Source organism: Caldimonas manganoxidans ATCC BAA-369 (genome assembly GCF_000381125.1).
In the GTDB taxonomy this organism is placed as follows: Bacteria; Pseudomonadota; Gammaproteobacteria; order Burkholderiales; family Burkholderiaceae_C; genus Caldimonas; species Caldimonas manganoxidans.
In genome coordinates this window covers 1-13,167 of the sequence record NZ_KB905930.1, presented here as the reverse complement: position 1 = coordinate 13,167, position 13,167 = coordinate 1, and the positions used below count along the sequence as shown (strand labels likewise).

13 protein-coding genes and 1 pseudogene are annotated in these 13,167 nt (G+C 61.3%); 5 read left to right on the top strand and 9 right to left on the bottom strand.

Features of this window, described 5'->3' with window-relative positions; all coding sequences use genetic code 11:
* Nucleotides 1–11: 11 nt before the first annotated feature.
* From tssG to F615_RS0101055, 7 genes are all read right to left on the bottom strand, one after another.
* Complete coding sequence (gene tssG / locus F615_RS0101085) at nt 12–1,088, bottom strand: type VI secretion system baseplate subunit TssG (protein ID WP_026329911.1); 1,077 nt, start codon at nt 1,086–1,088, stop codon at nt 12–14.
* Nucleotides 1,052–2,926 (bottom strand): type VI secretion system baseplate subunit TssF, encoded by a 1,875-nt coding sequence (tssF, locus tag F615_RS0101080; RefSeq protein WP_026329910.1) that lies wholly within the window; start codon nt 2,924–2,926, stop codon nt 1,052–1,054. Before tssF ends, tssG begins: the two co-directional genes overlap by 37 nt.
* A gap of 1 nt (nt 2,927) precedes the next feature.
* Entirely contained in the window at nt 2,928–3,419 is a 492-nt protein-coding gene (tssE, locus tag F615_RS0101075) for a type VI secretion system baseplate subunit TssE (RefSeq protein ID WP_019559320.1), read from the bottom strand.
* 88 nt (nt 3,420–3,507) lie between these two features.
* Complete coding sequence (locus F615_RS0101070; protein WP_019559319.1) at nt 3,508–4,047, bottom strand: Hcp family type VI secretion system effector; 540 nt, start codon at nt 4,045–4,047, stop codon at nt 3,508–3,510.
* 39 nt (nt 4,048–4,086) lie between these two features.
* Nucleotides 4,087–5,577, bottom strand: coding sequence for a type VI secretion system contractile sheath large subunit (tssC, locus tag F615_RS0101065; RefSeq protein WP_019559318.1), 1,491 nt, complete (start codon nt 5,575–5,577; stop codon nt 4,087–4,089).
* A 4-nt stretch (nt 5,578–5,581) separates the two neighbouring features.
* The gene (gene tssB / locus F615_RS0101060) at nt 5,582–6,097 is read right to left on the bottom strand and encodes a type VI secretion system contractile sheath small subunit (protein ID WP_019559317.1); all 516 of its coding nucleotides are present in this window, start codon (nt 6,095–6,097) and stop codon (nt 5,582–5,584) included.
* Between the two features lie 30 nt (nt 6,098–6,127).
* Nucleotides 6,128–6,784 (bottom strand): outer membrane protein assembly factor BamD, encoded by a 657-nt coding sequence (locus F615_RS0101055; protein WP_019559316.1) that lies wholly within the window; start codon nt 6,782–6,784, stop codon nt 6,128–6,130.
* Nucleotides 6,785–7,065: 281 nt separating this feature from the next.
* Here F615_RS0101055 and tssJ point away from each other — a divergent pair, with 281 nt between their 5' ends.
* Genes tssJ through icmH form a run of 3 tightly spaced genes read left to right on the top strand, consistent with a single transcriptional unit; the run spans nt 7,066 to nt 9,855 of the window.
* A complete protein-coding gene (tssJ, locus tag F615_RS17495) occupies nt 7,066–7,698 on the top strand; it encodes a type VI secretion system lipoprotein TssJ (protein WP_051090159.1) in 633 nt (210 codons plus the stop codon).
* Between the two features lie 25 nt (nt 7,699–7,723).
* Entirely contained in the window at nt 7,724–9,076 is a 1,353-nt protein-coding gene (gene tssK / locus F615_RS0101045) for a type VI secretion system baseplate subunit TssK (RefSeq protein WP_026329908.1), read from the top strand.
* The gene (gene icmH, locus F615_RS0101040; RefSeq protein WP_019559313.1) at nt 9,073–9,855 is read left to right on the top strand and encodes a type IVB secretion system protein IcmH/DotU; all 783 of its coding nucleotides are present in this window, start codon (nt 9,073–9,075) and stop codon (nt 9,853–9,855) included. Before tssK ends, icmH begins: the two co-directional genes overlap by 4 nt.
* Before the next feature lie 4 nt (nt 9,856–9,859).
* On the opposite strand, the gene F615_RS0101035 is transcribed toward icmH, so the two are convergent.
* Nucleotides 9,860–10,654, bottom strand: a complete 795-nt coding sequence (locus F615_RS0101035) for a hypothetical protein (RefSeq protein WP_019559312.1) — start codon at nt 10,652–10,654, stop codon at nt 9,860–9,862.
* A gap of 155 nt (nt 10,655–10,809) precedes the next feature.
* On the opposite strand from F615_RS0101035, the gene F615_RS19585 reads away from it, so the two are divergent.
* Together F615_RS19585 and F615_RS20355 are read left to right on the top strand one after the other, a co-directional pair.
* Nucleotides 10,810–11,631 (top strand): M15 family metallopeptidase, encoded by an 822-nt coding sequence (locus F615_RS19585; RefSeq protein WP_019559311.1) that lies wholly within the window; start codon nt 10,810–10,812, stop codon nt 11,629–11,631.
* A 67-nt stretch (nt 11,632–11,698) separates the two neighbouring features.
* Nucleotides 11,699–11,968: pseudogene (locus F615_RS20355) on the top strand (PAAR domain-containing protein); the annotation flags it as partial.
* Nucleotides 11,969–13,004: 1,036 nt separating this feature from the next.
* On the opposite strand, the gene F615_RS19575 reads toward F615_RS20355, so the two are convergent.
* A partial coding sequence (locus tag F615_RS19575; protein ID WP_156824495.1) for a transposase occupies nt 13,005–13,167 on the bottom strand: 163 nt, incomplete at its 5' end.

The window sequence follows — 13,167 nt, the reverse complement described above, 5'->3', positions numbered from 1 at the left end:
GAATGAAAGATTCACACCGCCGACAGCGCGTCGTAGGCCAGATCGTCGCGATCCTGGGTCGCGGGTTTGCTACAGAGGAACGTCGTCCATCCCAACCGTGGGACCAGAGCGTCAGACCGCGAGCTCAACACCGTGGGCCGAACGTCCTGCTGCCGCAGGCACAAGCGCACTTCGAACTCCAATGACACGCCGCAGACCAAGGTCAGCAGTCGCTGTAGGGCTCGCGCGCCGGTGGCTCCCGGCAGAAAATGGTCATAGCGCCGCCGCTCCAGGGGGCCTAGGTGCAAGCGCACACGCAAGTCGCGCTGCCACAGGCGTTCGCCCAGAACCGCGTTACGCCCCAGGGCCACATCGCTGTGACCGAGCACACTTCGCGCCGACGTGGGCAATCGAACCCAACGGCCCACGAACGATTCCACCCGGACGGGAATGCCGAAATGCGCTCCGATCCAAGACTCCAACTGCGATGCCGACACCTGCCGGCGCTGCAGGGCCCCTGCCCAATAGGCCACCGACTCGTCGTGCAAACCAGCCCCTGGCCCATCGAGCAGACGGTTGCGTAACGCGGACTGCCCCAGCCCTGCCAAGGACAGCACCATGGGCAAGAACCCCTCGGCTCGGTCGGACTCATACGACAGGGCCAAGCGATGCTTCTTCCATGCCTGGTAGAACAAGCCAAGGGCTCGGTGATTGAAGATGTCAAGGAAAGCGCGTGCTGCGCCATCACGCTTGAACACCTCGCGACGCACGAGTGTTTCGGTGTAGTGCAGCGGCAAGGTGCCGTGCACGCCCAGCAGCCCCATGAACGCAGGCGTGATCTCGATGCGCTCCAACCCTGCACTGGCGGCTTGCCCCTGCGACGCCTCTCGGACGACCTGAAGGTCCTCGATTTCACTGGCCGGAAAACTCAGCGACAGCGAGCTGCGAAAGCGGAGCCGATGCGCAAGAATGCCCTGCTCGTCCAGGCCATCGCGCGCCGACAGCCAACGCGACAACAGGCGCACGGCCTGAAAGAACTCGTGTCGATGTGGCTCTTCCAGCAGCCGATCGATCACACGAGGGATTGAGCGCCGCTGCGGGGAGAGCATGACAGAAGTTCTTCGCCGGTGTGGGCGGAGACCAGCCGCAACCGTGTGAAGCTGTTGAGATGGGTATACAAACCAAAGAATCGGTGGAGCACCTCGGCGAACACATGCAGCCCCACGCCGACGAAACTGGTTTCATCGATGGTCAGACAGATGTCGGTTCCGCGCACGAAAGTGGCATAGGGCTTGCCTGGCAACCAGGCCACCGCAGGCTGATGCTGCACGGCCACCAGGCCATCGATCTGGCGCTGATTGGCAGCATTGCGCGGCAAATCGTACAGCCGCAACATTTCCTTGAGGGCATCGATGCCCCCCTGACTGAGTGAGAGATGGTTGAGCGACAGGTGAGAAATGAGCCGCCACAAAGCGCCTTGCCCGCGTGAAAACCTCAAGCTCGGGCTGGGCCGGCGCAACAGCCGAATCTCTTGGGCCGCACTGCCCCCCTCGACGAAGAGATCACCTCCTGGCTGCCCGATCGCCAGCTGGGTGGGCAAGTCTCGGTTGGTCGCCCACACCTCCAGTGACAAAGTCTCTTGCACCGCCCAGCTGGGTTGAAAGTCTGCATCCACCAGCCCCAGTTCCAACTCATATCCAGGGCTTTGTGAGGCCGTTCGCTCGTCGCGCTGGGTGTACCAATAGCAGGCCTTGGGTTGGACACGCTCCCCATCACGCAGCAAGTCGTCGTGGCGCAAAGAATAAAACGGGCGAAACTCCTGAACGGACTCGCCTTGCGCAGACTGGCGCACACACCACACCCTCTGAACCCCATACACCTCATAGGCATACGCCCGACGCGCATCGACCACCACCGGATACATCGTTCGAGCATGGGTCACCCGGATGGGGTCGGCCGGCGTTCGGAACAAGTTGACCACCGGCGTGCACCCGAGTTGGAGATGTTGGGCGTCGAGATCTTCCAGAAGTCGGGCCGCATCAGAATCACCGCGCATGCCCGTCAATGGAATGTGCAGGATCAGGTGCGTCCCCTTGATGGCCATGTCCCTGCCAGTGCCTTGCGATGGAAGCGACACAGGCAGGTCCACGAAATTGAACTTTTCCGGATAGGCGAAGTATTCCGTGAGCAAGCGATAAGCCACATGCGACCGTGGATCGAGCTCCACGATCGACTCATGGTCCTCGAAGCCGACCAACCGCGGCCGCATCCCTGTCAGCTTCGACACCCCCTGTCCATCACCGGACTGCAAAATCACATCCAGTGACTTGGAACACAGCGCCTCGCGTAAAACGCTCACCAGCGACGGCTCGCCATCGAGGTAGACGCGCAAGCACTTTCCCTGCCAATCCCCCAAAGAAAACTGTGGCGACAGGGACTCCAGATGAATGGACACGACTGCCGACGTCCCATCGGGCCAACGGCAGCCCGGCAGGGACGGTGGCGCCATCCGGAAGCTGGCTTCGGTCAACCTCACCGGCACCAATTCAACGTCGTAAGCCGTGCGGAACTGACACGCCACGCCCCGAATCGGTCGACTGCGCAACACCTCACCACGGGGAATGCGTACGACCCCATTCATCTGCGCGGCTGCCGATCCAAGACGGAACTGAGCCACGGAACACGAAGGAAATGGCCGAAGGTAATGAGGATAGAGGACCTCCAGCAGAGATTCCGTAAAGAGAGGGAAATCGTCCTCGACACGTTTGTGGATTCGCGCGGCCAGGAATGCGAACGATTCGATCAGTCGCTCGACATGAGGATCCTCGGCAGACTCTCCACTCAGTTGTAGACGGGAAGCGATCTTCGGGTACCGCTGCGCGAACTCCCTGGACTGATTGCGTAGAAACGCAAGCTCTCTCTCATAGTAGGGCAGTAGCTCTTCCACTTCAGACCTCGACAATGCGGTCTGCACCCGCGCAGCGAACGCGATAATGCTGCGTGGTCTGGCTCACCACCGCATCAAAGCTGACAGGCTCTTTCGATTGCTCTACCAGCAGCCACGCTCGAATGGAGAAATGCAGTTTTTGCTCAGCCACGGCCCCTGTCTCCAGAGTCACCTGCACTGCACTCAGCCTGGGCTCGTGGATGCCGATGGCACGCTCGATCGATTGACAGATGCGCCGCCGGTCTTCTGGGCTGGCCAGGCTCAGGCTGCTGAAATCCAGCATCCCATACGAGAGCACGGAACGCTCGCTCAGCGGGTACCCCTCGAAGTCCTCGTCCGCTAAAGCGCAACGGGTGTTGAGCAAGGCCTCCAGGTCGCGAGCCACACAGTCCTTGATTTGCTCCAGCGACATTTGAAGCACGGCATGAGGACTGACCGAACCTCCATCGTCGTCGAGCAGGCAGTCCAAGAGCGAAGGACGATAGCGCAACATGAGGGGCGCAAGTGAAACGACGGGGCATCCAAGCTCAGAAAGAAAGGCGGACGTGCCGCCTTTCTCTTTCCGGAAGGAGCCTTGAGAATCAGCTGAAGTTCGGGACGTTCTTGGCCAGGTCCCAGGCCCCGGTGATGTTGACCTTGCCGGACTTGTCGCCGGTGATGTTGAGTTCGTCGTAAGTCCAGCGCACAGCCGAGTACTTCAGCGTGAACGTCTCGGAAGGAACGCCCTCACCATTGACCGTCGGCGCCACCGAAGAAACGATGACATTCTTCAACTCGATCTTCAAATACTGGTGACGGCTCTGAGTCCCCGACGGGCTGCCCACATTGTTCTTCCCGCCATGGGCCCGGTAAAAGTAGACGATGACATCACTGATGATGGTCCCGGCCGAGCAAGCCTGCAGCAGCTTGGGCGTGGCACCGTCGATGTCCTTGGTGAAGACCATTTCACCATGTTCGCAGCGCTCTGCCGTATGCCCACCGGCCGTCGACGCCGTCGCAGACTTGGGTTGACGCACCAAGTGGCTCCAGGAGTAGACCTCGACGGAATCTTTGTGCTTGCTGTCGCGGGAATCGCCCTTGATGTCGCTACCCTTGAACTCGACGTAGATGTCCTTCGCCATGGAAAAAATCCTCCGCTGAAAAGGTTGGAGCGTTGAGAATCAGCCCTTGCCACCCTGTGGCAATTCCGCCACGAGGCGCAAAGACACCGAAAGTTCGTCCAATTGGAAATGTGGACGAACGAAGGAGACCGCCCTGTACACCCCTGGACGGCCCGGAACTTCGGAGACCTGCACGGAGGCCTCTCTCAATGGAAACTGCGCTTTGGTCTCCTGAGATGCAGCGTCATCCGAGGTGACGTACTGCGAGATCCATCGGTTCAGATAGTCTTCCACGTTGGCTGCCGACGCGAAGCTACCGATCTTGTCGCGCATCATCGCTTTCATGTAGTGCGCGATGCGGCACACCGCAAACATGTACTGCAGCTGCGCGGACAGCACGGCGTTGGCGTTGGCCGCATCCAAATCGTATTTGCGCGGCTTTTGCACCGACTGAGCACCGAAGAACGCGGCGTAGTCGGTGTGTTTGCAATGCACCAAGGGAATGAACCCCAGGTCGCTGAGCTCTTTTTCTCGCCGATCGGTGATCGAGATTTCCGTGGGGCACTTCAGAGCGATCTCACCATCGTCGGTCTTGAACGTGTGCGTCGGCAAATCTTCGACGAGCCCCCCACCTTCCACCCCGCGAATGGCGGCGCACCATCCATAATTTTCGAAAGCGGCAGTCAGTCGCGCGGCGAAGGCGTAAGCGCTGTTGACCCACAGGTAACGGTCATGGCAGCTGCCATCAACCGCCTCGACGAAGTTGAACCCCTCCACGGTGGTTCCATCTTTCGGGTTGTACGGCAGTCGCCCGAGGAAGCGCGGCAAGGTCAGACCGACATAGCGGGCGTCTTCCGAATCTCGGAAGGATTTCCACTTGGCATATTCGACCGTGTCGAATACTTTGGCCAAATCGCGAGGCTTGCCCAGGTCGGTGAAGCTCTCCAACCCGAACAGCTCCGGCGACGCTGCAGAAATGAATGGCGCATGAGCCGCCGCCGCGACATGGGACATCTGCTCGATGAAGTACATGTCCTCGGGCTGACGACCAATCTCGTAGTCACCGATCAAGGCCCCGAAGGGCGCCCCGCCGAAGGTTCCGAACTCCTCTTCGTAGACCTTTTTGAAAAGCGTACTCTGGTCGAAGTCGATGGCCGTGTTGAAGTCACGCACGAGCTCCTTCTTCGTTGCGTGCATGACTTTGATTTTCATCATCGCTCCCGTGGAGGTGTGCTTGCACAGATAGTGCAAACCGCGCCAAGATGATTCAAGACGCTGAAACTCCGGGGCATGCATCACCTCGCTGAGCTGGGCTGAGATGAGCTGGTCGATCTCAGCCACTCTGGCATCGAGCGTGGCCGACAGGTTCTCTGACAGAACCACGGTCCCCTTCAGGACCTCTCGCACCAACTCGGAAATGATGTCTCGCGCACGTTGATGTTCCGTCGGCGACTTGGCCACGCGGCTTTGTTCGACGATGCGATCGAGCAAAGACTCCGACTCTGGCGCGGCTTCGGGTTGCGGCGCTTGCGCAAGGGCTTCGGCACTCATCACGTCACTCCTTCGTGGTCTGGGTTTCTTGGCCCAAGCGCTCGAGCTGCTCGGTGTTGCGCAACACTTCGTCGAGCAAATCCTCCAGCTTCTCGTTGCCTGCCAGCTTGTTACGCAGATCGGCCAGCCGGGTCCGCACCTCGAGCAGACGACGCAGCGGTTCCACTTGCTGCACCACGGATTCCGGACGGAAGTCGTCGATCTGCTTGAACTCCAGGTTGACGGCGAACTCCCCACCCTCCTCGCTCAAGACATTACGCACCCGAAACGACGCTCTCGGGGCCATGCCTGCCATGACGGCATCGAAGTTGTCGAGATCGATGTTGACGAACTTGCGATCCTTCAGCCGAGGCGGAGGCGTCTGGTCGGAAGGTTTTCCGATGAAATCACCCAGCACACCCACCACGAACGGCAACTCCTTCTGCTCGATGGCATCGCCGATCTCGACGTCGTAGGTCAACTGCACCCGAGGCGGACGCACCTTCTCGAGACGCTTTTGCACACTGTCTTTCTTGGCCATGGGACTCCCTGCGAAGAGGATGAAAGACGCTCACTGGAGAGCGCTGAATGGATTGCGCGACCCGGTGGATGCCGGTCGGGCCGTGGCAGGCTCCGCCGGACGCGCCGCCCGACTGGAGGCCGAGATGGATGAAGCCTCCCGGCGGCGGGTCACCACCGCAGGGCGCGCAGCCGGCGTCTGGACGGGTTCGGTCGCCACGATCACCGTCTCGCCTATGGCCTCTCGGATCGTCTGCGTGAGTGTCTGAGCTTCCTCGCGGGTGCTGCCCTGCACCGCATTGCCCTGCCGCAAATGACTCAAAGCCAAGGCCGAAGCTCGCAAACCTGCCACCGCCATGATGCTGTGGGCCGTGGTGTCATTCACATCGCGCTGCAGGACTTCCTGCGCAGCGACCATGGCCTGGCCATAGCGCTTGGCCTCCAAATGCATCTGGGCCTGCTGAAGCCAGGGCTCCTTGGCTCCCGGGTGGGCGCGCGCCGCTTGCAGCAGCAAATCGCTCGCCTTGGCCCAATCGCCGGCTTCCTGTGCAGTCCGGGCCTGAGCCAGCGCCTGCTGAAGATCCACTTGGGGCAACTTGTCTTCGGTCCGTGACACGCTGGCACAGGCCGTCAAGCCTGGAACCACCAAGACCGCCCCGATGCGCCAAAGCGCCCCCTTGAGTGCCCCCTTGAATGCAATCAGGTCCATACCGAAGACCCCCTCACCTGCTGTTGCTGATCGTTGCGACCGGTTGCTTCACCTGCAAGTGGATGCAGGCCCCGCACTCTCATCGTGTCGCTTGAATGGCTGCGGATTAAATCGCAGCTTGTGGGCTCGACGCTAGGGCTTCGAGGCGCTCGTTACACAGAATTACCTATTGATACAGCAAGTCACCATATCCCCCTGAACAGGTGAGTGCATCCGCGCTCGTCTTGCCTAGACTACGGCCGCTTTTCATCACAACAAGCATCGTCTCAGGGAAGAAAGCCATGTGGCATCGCGCACCGCCGGCACTTGCTTTGCTCGCCCGTGTTCTGTCTGTCGTGGCGCTGGCAGGTGTCGTCGGTTGCGCGAGCGCCGGCAAGGCAGTCGATGCGGCCAGCGCCCTCACGAGTGGGGCGCTGCGCCTGATCGGCTTGGCCCCGCAAGAATCCCCTCCACCAAACGCTCAACCTGCGCGCATTGCGGTGCGAATGCAGGCCAGCGAATCGCTCAACGTCGACGACCAAGGCCGATCCCTGTCGCTGGTGATGCGCGTCTACAAGCTCAAAGGAATCCAGGCATTCGAGTCGGCACCGCAGGACGCGTTCACCTCGCCTGCCCGTGAACGCGAGCTGCTCGGCGACGAGCTGATCGAGGTGCGCGAAATTCAGATGCTGCCAGGGCAACACCGTGAATGGCACGAAGTTCTTCCTGCCGAGGCTACTCACCTGGGCATCGTGGCTTTATTCCATCACCCTGCTGCGCAGAGCTGGCGACTGACTTTCGATGCGAAGGACGCGGCGAAAACGGGCCTGTCGCTTGGTCTACACGCCTGCAGCCTCAGCGTGGCCATCGGCCGATCGACGACCTCGTCTGCAAACCCCGTTCCTTCTGCGCCGGCGGGCTGTCAGCGCGGATGAGGACTTGCAACACGGACCTGACAACGTGATTCCATCTTCCAAGATCCTATGGGGTGAAGGTCTCTTCCTGAGACCTCAGCATTTCCAACGGCAAGACGCCTATCACGAGTGGCGGCTTGCTCAAATGGCGCGCATCCTGCATCCATACGCCTGGGGGGTGAGGCACCTTCGCGTCGACGAAGACGCTTTGCAAAACGGCCTGCTGCAACTGTTGGAGATTCAAGCCGTGTTGCCAGATGGCGATCTCTACGACGCACCAGGAGATGACCTGCTGCCTCCTTCCTTGTCTTTGACCGAGCTCGACCTACAGCAGTCCGAATTCACGTTTCATTTGTGCGTCGCCCCGATGCGTCGAATGGGCAACAACCATAGCCGTCTCGACGAGAACGAAGGCGTCGAGTTGCGGTTTCGACAAGACGCACACGTGCAAGCCAGCGACTGGTTCACCGACGCGGTCCCGGCCGAAGTCGTGGTCCTGCGTAAAGCGGCGCGCTTACGTGCCAGCCACGATGCGCGAGAAGACACCGTCAGTTTTCCGGTGCTGCGCTTGCGGCGCAAAGGCAACGGTGGATTCGAAGTGGACCGTCGCTTCATTCCGCCTTCGGTGGCCATCGACTCCACCCCGGCGTTGCAGTCGATGCTCCGCCGGCTGCTCGATGCGCTGCAAGCCAAGGCCGATGCGCTGATCGGCCTGCACCGAGAGCCGTCGAAAAACATCATCGAATTCAGATCCGGCGACGTGGCTTCATTCTGGCTGCTTCACACCGTCAACGCAGCCCACGCGTCCTTGACCCATTTGGCGCGCCACCCCGGTTTGCATCCCGAGCGCCTGTATCAGGCCTTGCTCCAATTGGCCGGCTCGCTCTTGACGTTCTCCAAGTCGTTCACGTTGTCGGACTTGCCCGCCTATGACCACCAGGACCCGGGCACTTGCTTTGCTCGCATCGATCACATCGTGCGGGAAATGCTAGAAGCCGTCATCTCCACACGATACTTCGCCATCGCGTTGCACGAGAGCAAGCCTTCATTCCACATCGGTCGCCTCGACAGCGAGCAAATCCAAGCCTCCACGGCCTTCTTCCTGGGCTTGTCGGCCGCACTGCCCGGCTCGGAGCTCATCGAGACCGCGCCCTTGCGCTTGAAGATCGGCGCGCCGGACGATGTGGAAAAACTCGTGCTGTCAGCCATGCCAGGCGTGCGGCTCATCCATGCTCAGCAGGTCCCTGCCGCTGTGCCGATTCGACCGGGCATGCACTACTTTTCGCTGGAGCCACGTGGCCCTCTTTACGAGCGCATGCTGCAAGCACAAGCGATCGCTCTGTACACCCCGCAGGGCTGGCCTGATCTGCGTCTCGAACTGATCGCCGTGAATCCATGAGCACTTCACCCCCCTCCCTTTTCGAAGACACCGAGCTGATGCCACCGGCGGAGGCCCCCTCCGGTGCGCCCGTCCAAACCGGCAAACTCGTCGATCTGCTCTACGAGGGCTTCTACCTGGTCTTTCTACTGAAGAATCGACATAGCCCGGCCGATGCCACCACTCTGCGGGAGAAGCTGAAGGAATTTCTCGCCGAGTTCGAGCGTCACTCGATTCAGCTCGATGCCAGCGCCGAAGACGTTCACCTCGCAAAGTACGCGTTTTGCGCGCTGGTGGATGAAACGATCCTGACCTCGGGCCTCAAGATCCGCGAGGACTGGGAGCGCCACCCCTTGCAGTTGCAGTTTTTCGGAGATCAACTCGCCGGGGAGAACTTCTTCGTGCATCTCGAGCGACTGCGTCAGCAAGGCAGCGCTCGTTTGGCCGCGCTCGAGGTCTTTCATTTGTGCCTGCTGCTCGGGTTTCAGGGGAAATACCTGCTCGAAGGGCAAGAGAAGCTGAGCTACTTGACGGCACGTTTGACCGACGAGATCACCCACATGAAAGGACGCAAAGCAAGCTTCGCTCCGCATTGGGCGCCTCCGGACCGCGTGCAACACGTGCTGCACACCGTGATTCCGCCGTGGATGCTGGCAGCTGGCTTTGTCTGCTTGGGACTGCTGGCGTTCATGGGGATTCGGACCCTGCTCGATCGGGCAACCCATACCGATCTCGCGGCCTACCAACAGCTCATTCAGCTTCCCCCCGAAGCCGCGCATCTGACGATCACACTGCCGTGATGATTCAGGGAGCGCCCAAGGCAGTGGCCTGGCGTGGACAGGCCGCCTCGTCGTCATGCCGCGCCGCGCACACTCGGGCGCGGCACAACTGCCCTTCCAGCCAGCCCAAGGTGAGACAACGCCGGACCAGCTCCGCAGTGGGAATTCCCGCCTGGACGAGCACGACATCGCTGTGGCCCCCCCCAGGCGCGGAACCCGATCCCAACGACACCTGGCGGGGGGCGACCGATTCGGGCACAGCGCGTGACATCAGCACTTCAATGACGTCCACATCGGGATCGACGGTGCGGGTGGCCATGCGGCGCACGGGCTCTCGAGACACGGGAGCGACCCGCGATCCTTTGCGGCGACTCTCAGGAGAGGTGGATGGCGCCGAAGGCGCTTGCCCCACCGTCACGCGCTCAGAGGCCTGCGGCTCGACCTCGGGCTGGGGCACGGTGGAGACTTCCTCGGCCAGCTCGATACGTGCCGCCGACGGATTCGTGACGGCCGCCTCAGTGGTGCGAACGAACGGGTCGGGCAAGACCGCAGCGGCCGCTGGCTGCTGGGGCGCGCGCTGCTGGGACCAAGGTGCTGCCTCGAGTGCAGGTACGCGGCGATCCTGCATGGGCCATATCCACCATGTCAACGCGCCGACCAGCACGATCGACACGATCGGCAGCACGCGCCAAATCCGCATCCGACGTGATGTGCCCGGCGCGTGGCCTTGGCTGACCACCGCCAGGATGCCCTCTGCCTGCTCGGCAGCTTCGAGCGAGGCGTCGACGGCCGCGTCGCGGCTCGCCAGGAGACTGGGCACAGGCTCGTGCCCCGATGGTGGCAAACGACGGTTATGCATGGATCCTCCCTTGGGCGATCCGTGGCATGACCGTCCCGGACCGCGCGCGCACGATTCTAGAAAGACCGGTGTGATTTGTGGGGGCTCGCAAAGCCTCGTTACATCGTGAAAACGCCATGGGCTGGATTCTCCTGTTCGTCATCACTGGCAGCCTGCTGCTGAGCTGGTGGGCCTTGCCGGAACTGCGCAGCAATCCGCTCCCATGGGTGCGCCGCCTCGGCCGCGACTGGCGACGAACCCAACGTGGACACCGCCGCATGCGCCCGAAGAAGCCTTGGAAGGCGCCGACGCAGCTTGTGCTTTCGTACCGACACCGACTGCGCATCCTGGGCATGTTGTCGCTCCTGATCGTGCCGCCCTTGCTGGCATGGTGGATGCACGACGGCCGCCGTGTGGCGGACCTCGGCGTGCCCCACACCGCGAGCAGGAACCCCCAGATCGCCTGGCTGCTACAAGGCGAAAAGCTGGTTCCGCCGCCGGCGTTGCCACCGGAGGTATTCGCCACGGCCGAGGTCGAGGCCATCCGCCCTCGACTCACACACGCCAGCCGAGATTGGTCGCTTCTGGACGAGGACTTCCGTCAACGGCTGCTGCTCGTCTATCGACTGATGCGGGAGCGATATGGCTATGAGATGGTGCTCATCGAGGGATACCGAAGCCCGCAAAGACAAGCCGAGTTGCAAGCCATGGGGCCTCAGGTCACGCAAGCCGGACCGGGAGAAAGCTATCACCAGCACGGATTGGCCGCCGACAGCGCGTTTCTTCGTGATGGGACGCTCGTGATCTCCGAACAAGATCCCTGGGCCCTCGAAGGGTATCGACTGTATGGCGAACTCGCCGAATCGGTGGGCCTGACCTGGGGGGGACGATGGCAGATGCGCGACTACGGGCACGTGGAGCTGCGTTCCATCCAATTGTCTCGACGACACCAACGGTAACAGGTTGCAGACGTTTGTATCGCTAGACTTCGTTCCACAAAGAAATCTTCAAGTGCAGGGAGTGCACATGTCACGTCCGTTCATTGTTCTGGGCGACAAGACCAGTCACGGCGGCACCGTCGTCGAAGCATCCGGATCGACCGACACCCACGGACGGCGTATCGCACGCGTCGGGGACAAAGTGACCTGCCCCCGCAAGGGCCACGGCCGCGTGACCACGATCGTCACCGGTGACCCCACGATGCTGATCGACGGCAAGCCGGCGGCTCGCCATGGCGACAAATGCGCCTGTGGGGCAACGCTGATCGCGAGCCAAAGCATCAGCACTGTCGGCTCAAGCGGGGGCGGAGACACATCCGCCCCATGGGCAGTCAGCAGTGCCACTTCCGTGTCTCCTCCGGAGCCTGGGGCCAAGGCAGAGCCGGACAAGCAAGATGAACAGGATGAGGTGATTGAGCAGCACTTCTTCCTGGCTGATGAATTTGGATATCCCTGCAAGGGCTACCGATATGACCTGTTCGCGAACGGCGCGTTGCATGCGAAGGCCAAGGATTTCAGCGATGGATGTACTACCAGTGTGCAGGGCGTTTGCGAGCTCAAACTGATCATTTGGCTGAACTGAGATGTCAAAGGTCGACGACGAAACTCGCCAACTGGCGGCAATGGCATACGGCGAGGCATCGCCAGACAACGTGGAAGCCGAGCTGCAGGCTCTGGCCAGCATCTTGGTGCGACAGCGCGACGCGCGCGGATACAAGGACATCGCGAGCTTTGCGCGAGGTGAGCCAACCTTTTCATTCGTCGTCAACGACGGGAACAAGCGCTACGCCAAGCTGATGAAGGCTAGCGATCAAGAAATCGAGAAGGACACCGGCATGCGACGTGCGGTCGCCGCCGCCAAGAATGCACTGGCCGGGGGACCGGACATGTCGAACGGCGGTTGGTTCTGGGACGGCGCCGACATCAAGACCAATTACAAGAACCACTTCAAAGTGAAGCACGGTATCCGCTTTACGGATCCATCACACAACATCTATGGCATCGAGGAGTCGACAAAGGTCGTGATCCTTTATAAGCGGATCAAGGTTCGAGACAAGAGCACGGGCACCGTGAGCGTCAAGCAGGAGGAGGTCGGCCGCTATGACCACGTCTATCAATCCACAGCGGCTCACGGCGGGACGATTTTCTGGAGGTTGAACCCTGAGTACCTCCGATTGACACGCGCTAAGGAATATAAGGAAACGCTGATCAAGCCCCGCGCCGCGGCGAGATTGTCCTGCGCGGGGCGAAACGGAGCGTTTTTGGCGCGTTCTACGGCCTCGAGGGCCTTACTGGCGGGCCCTTCGGCGCCCGCCCGGGCCATGATGGGCCCATTACGGGCGCACCAATGCCGGCACGCGCCGTGCGGCCATGTACAGGTTGACCATCGCCAGCGCCGTGAAGGCGCGGTTGGCGTTCTTGGCCAGGCCTCGGTAGCGCACCTTGGCAAAGCCCCACAGGCGCTTGAGCACATGAAACGGGTGCTCGACCCGCGCG

Bases quoted from the DNA above. Each gene is read 5' to 3' on its own strand.
- tssG (WP_026329911.1), bottom strand. From the start codon at position 1,088: ATGCTCTCCCCGCAGCGGCGCTCAATCCCTCGTGTGATCGATCGGCTG.
- tssE (WP_019559320.1), bottom strand. From the start codon at position 3,419: ATGTTGCGCTATCGTCCTTCGCTCTTGGACTGCCTGCTCGACGACGAT.
- F615_RS0101070 (WP_019559319.1), bottom strand. From the start codon at position 4,047: ATGGCGAAGGACATCTACGTCGAGTTCAAGGGTAGCGACATCAAGGGC.
- tssC (WP_019559318.1), bottom strand. From the start codon at position 5,577: ATGAGTGCCGAAGCCCTTGCGCAAGCGCCGCAACCCGAAGCCGCGCCA.
- tssB (WP_019559317.1), bottom strand. From the start codon at position 6,097: ATGGCCAAGAAAGACAGTGTGCAAAAGCGTCTCGAGAAGGTGCGTCCG.
- F615_RS0101055 (WP_019559316.1), bottom strand. From the start codon at position 6,784: ATGGACCTGATTGCATTCAAGGGGGCACTCAAGGGGGCGCTTTGGCGC.
- tssJ (WP_051090159.1), top strand. From the start codon at position 7,066: ATGTGGCATCGCGCACCGCCGGCACTTGCTTTGCTCGCCCGTGTTCTG.
- icmH (WP_019559313.1), top strand. From the start codon at position 9,073: ATGAGCACTTCACCCCCCTCCCTTTTCGAAGACACCGAGCTGATGCCA.
- F615_RS19585 (WP_019559311.1), top strand. From the start codon at position 10,810: ATGGGCTGGATTCTCCTGTTCGTCATCACTGGCAGCCTGCTGCTGAGC.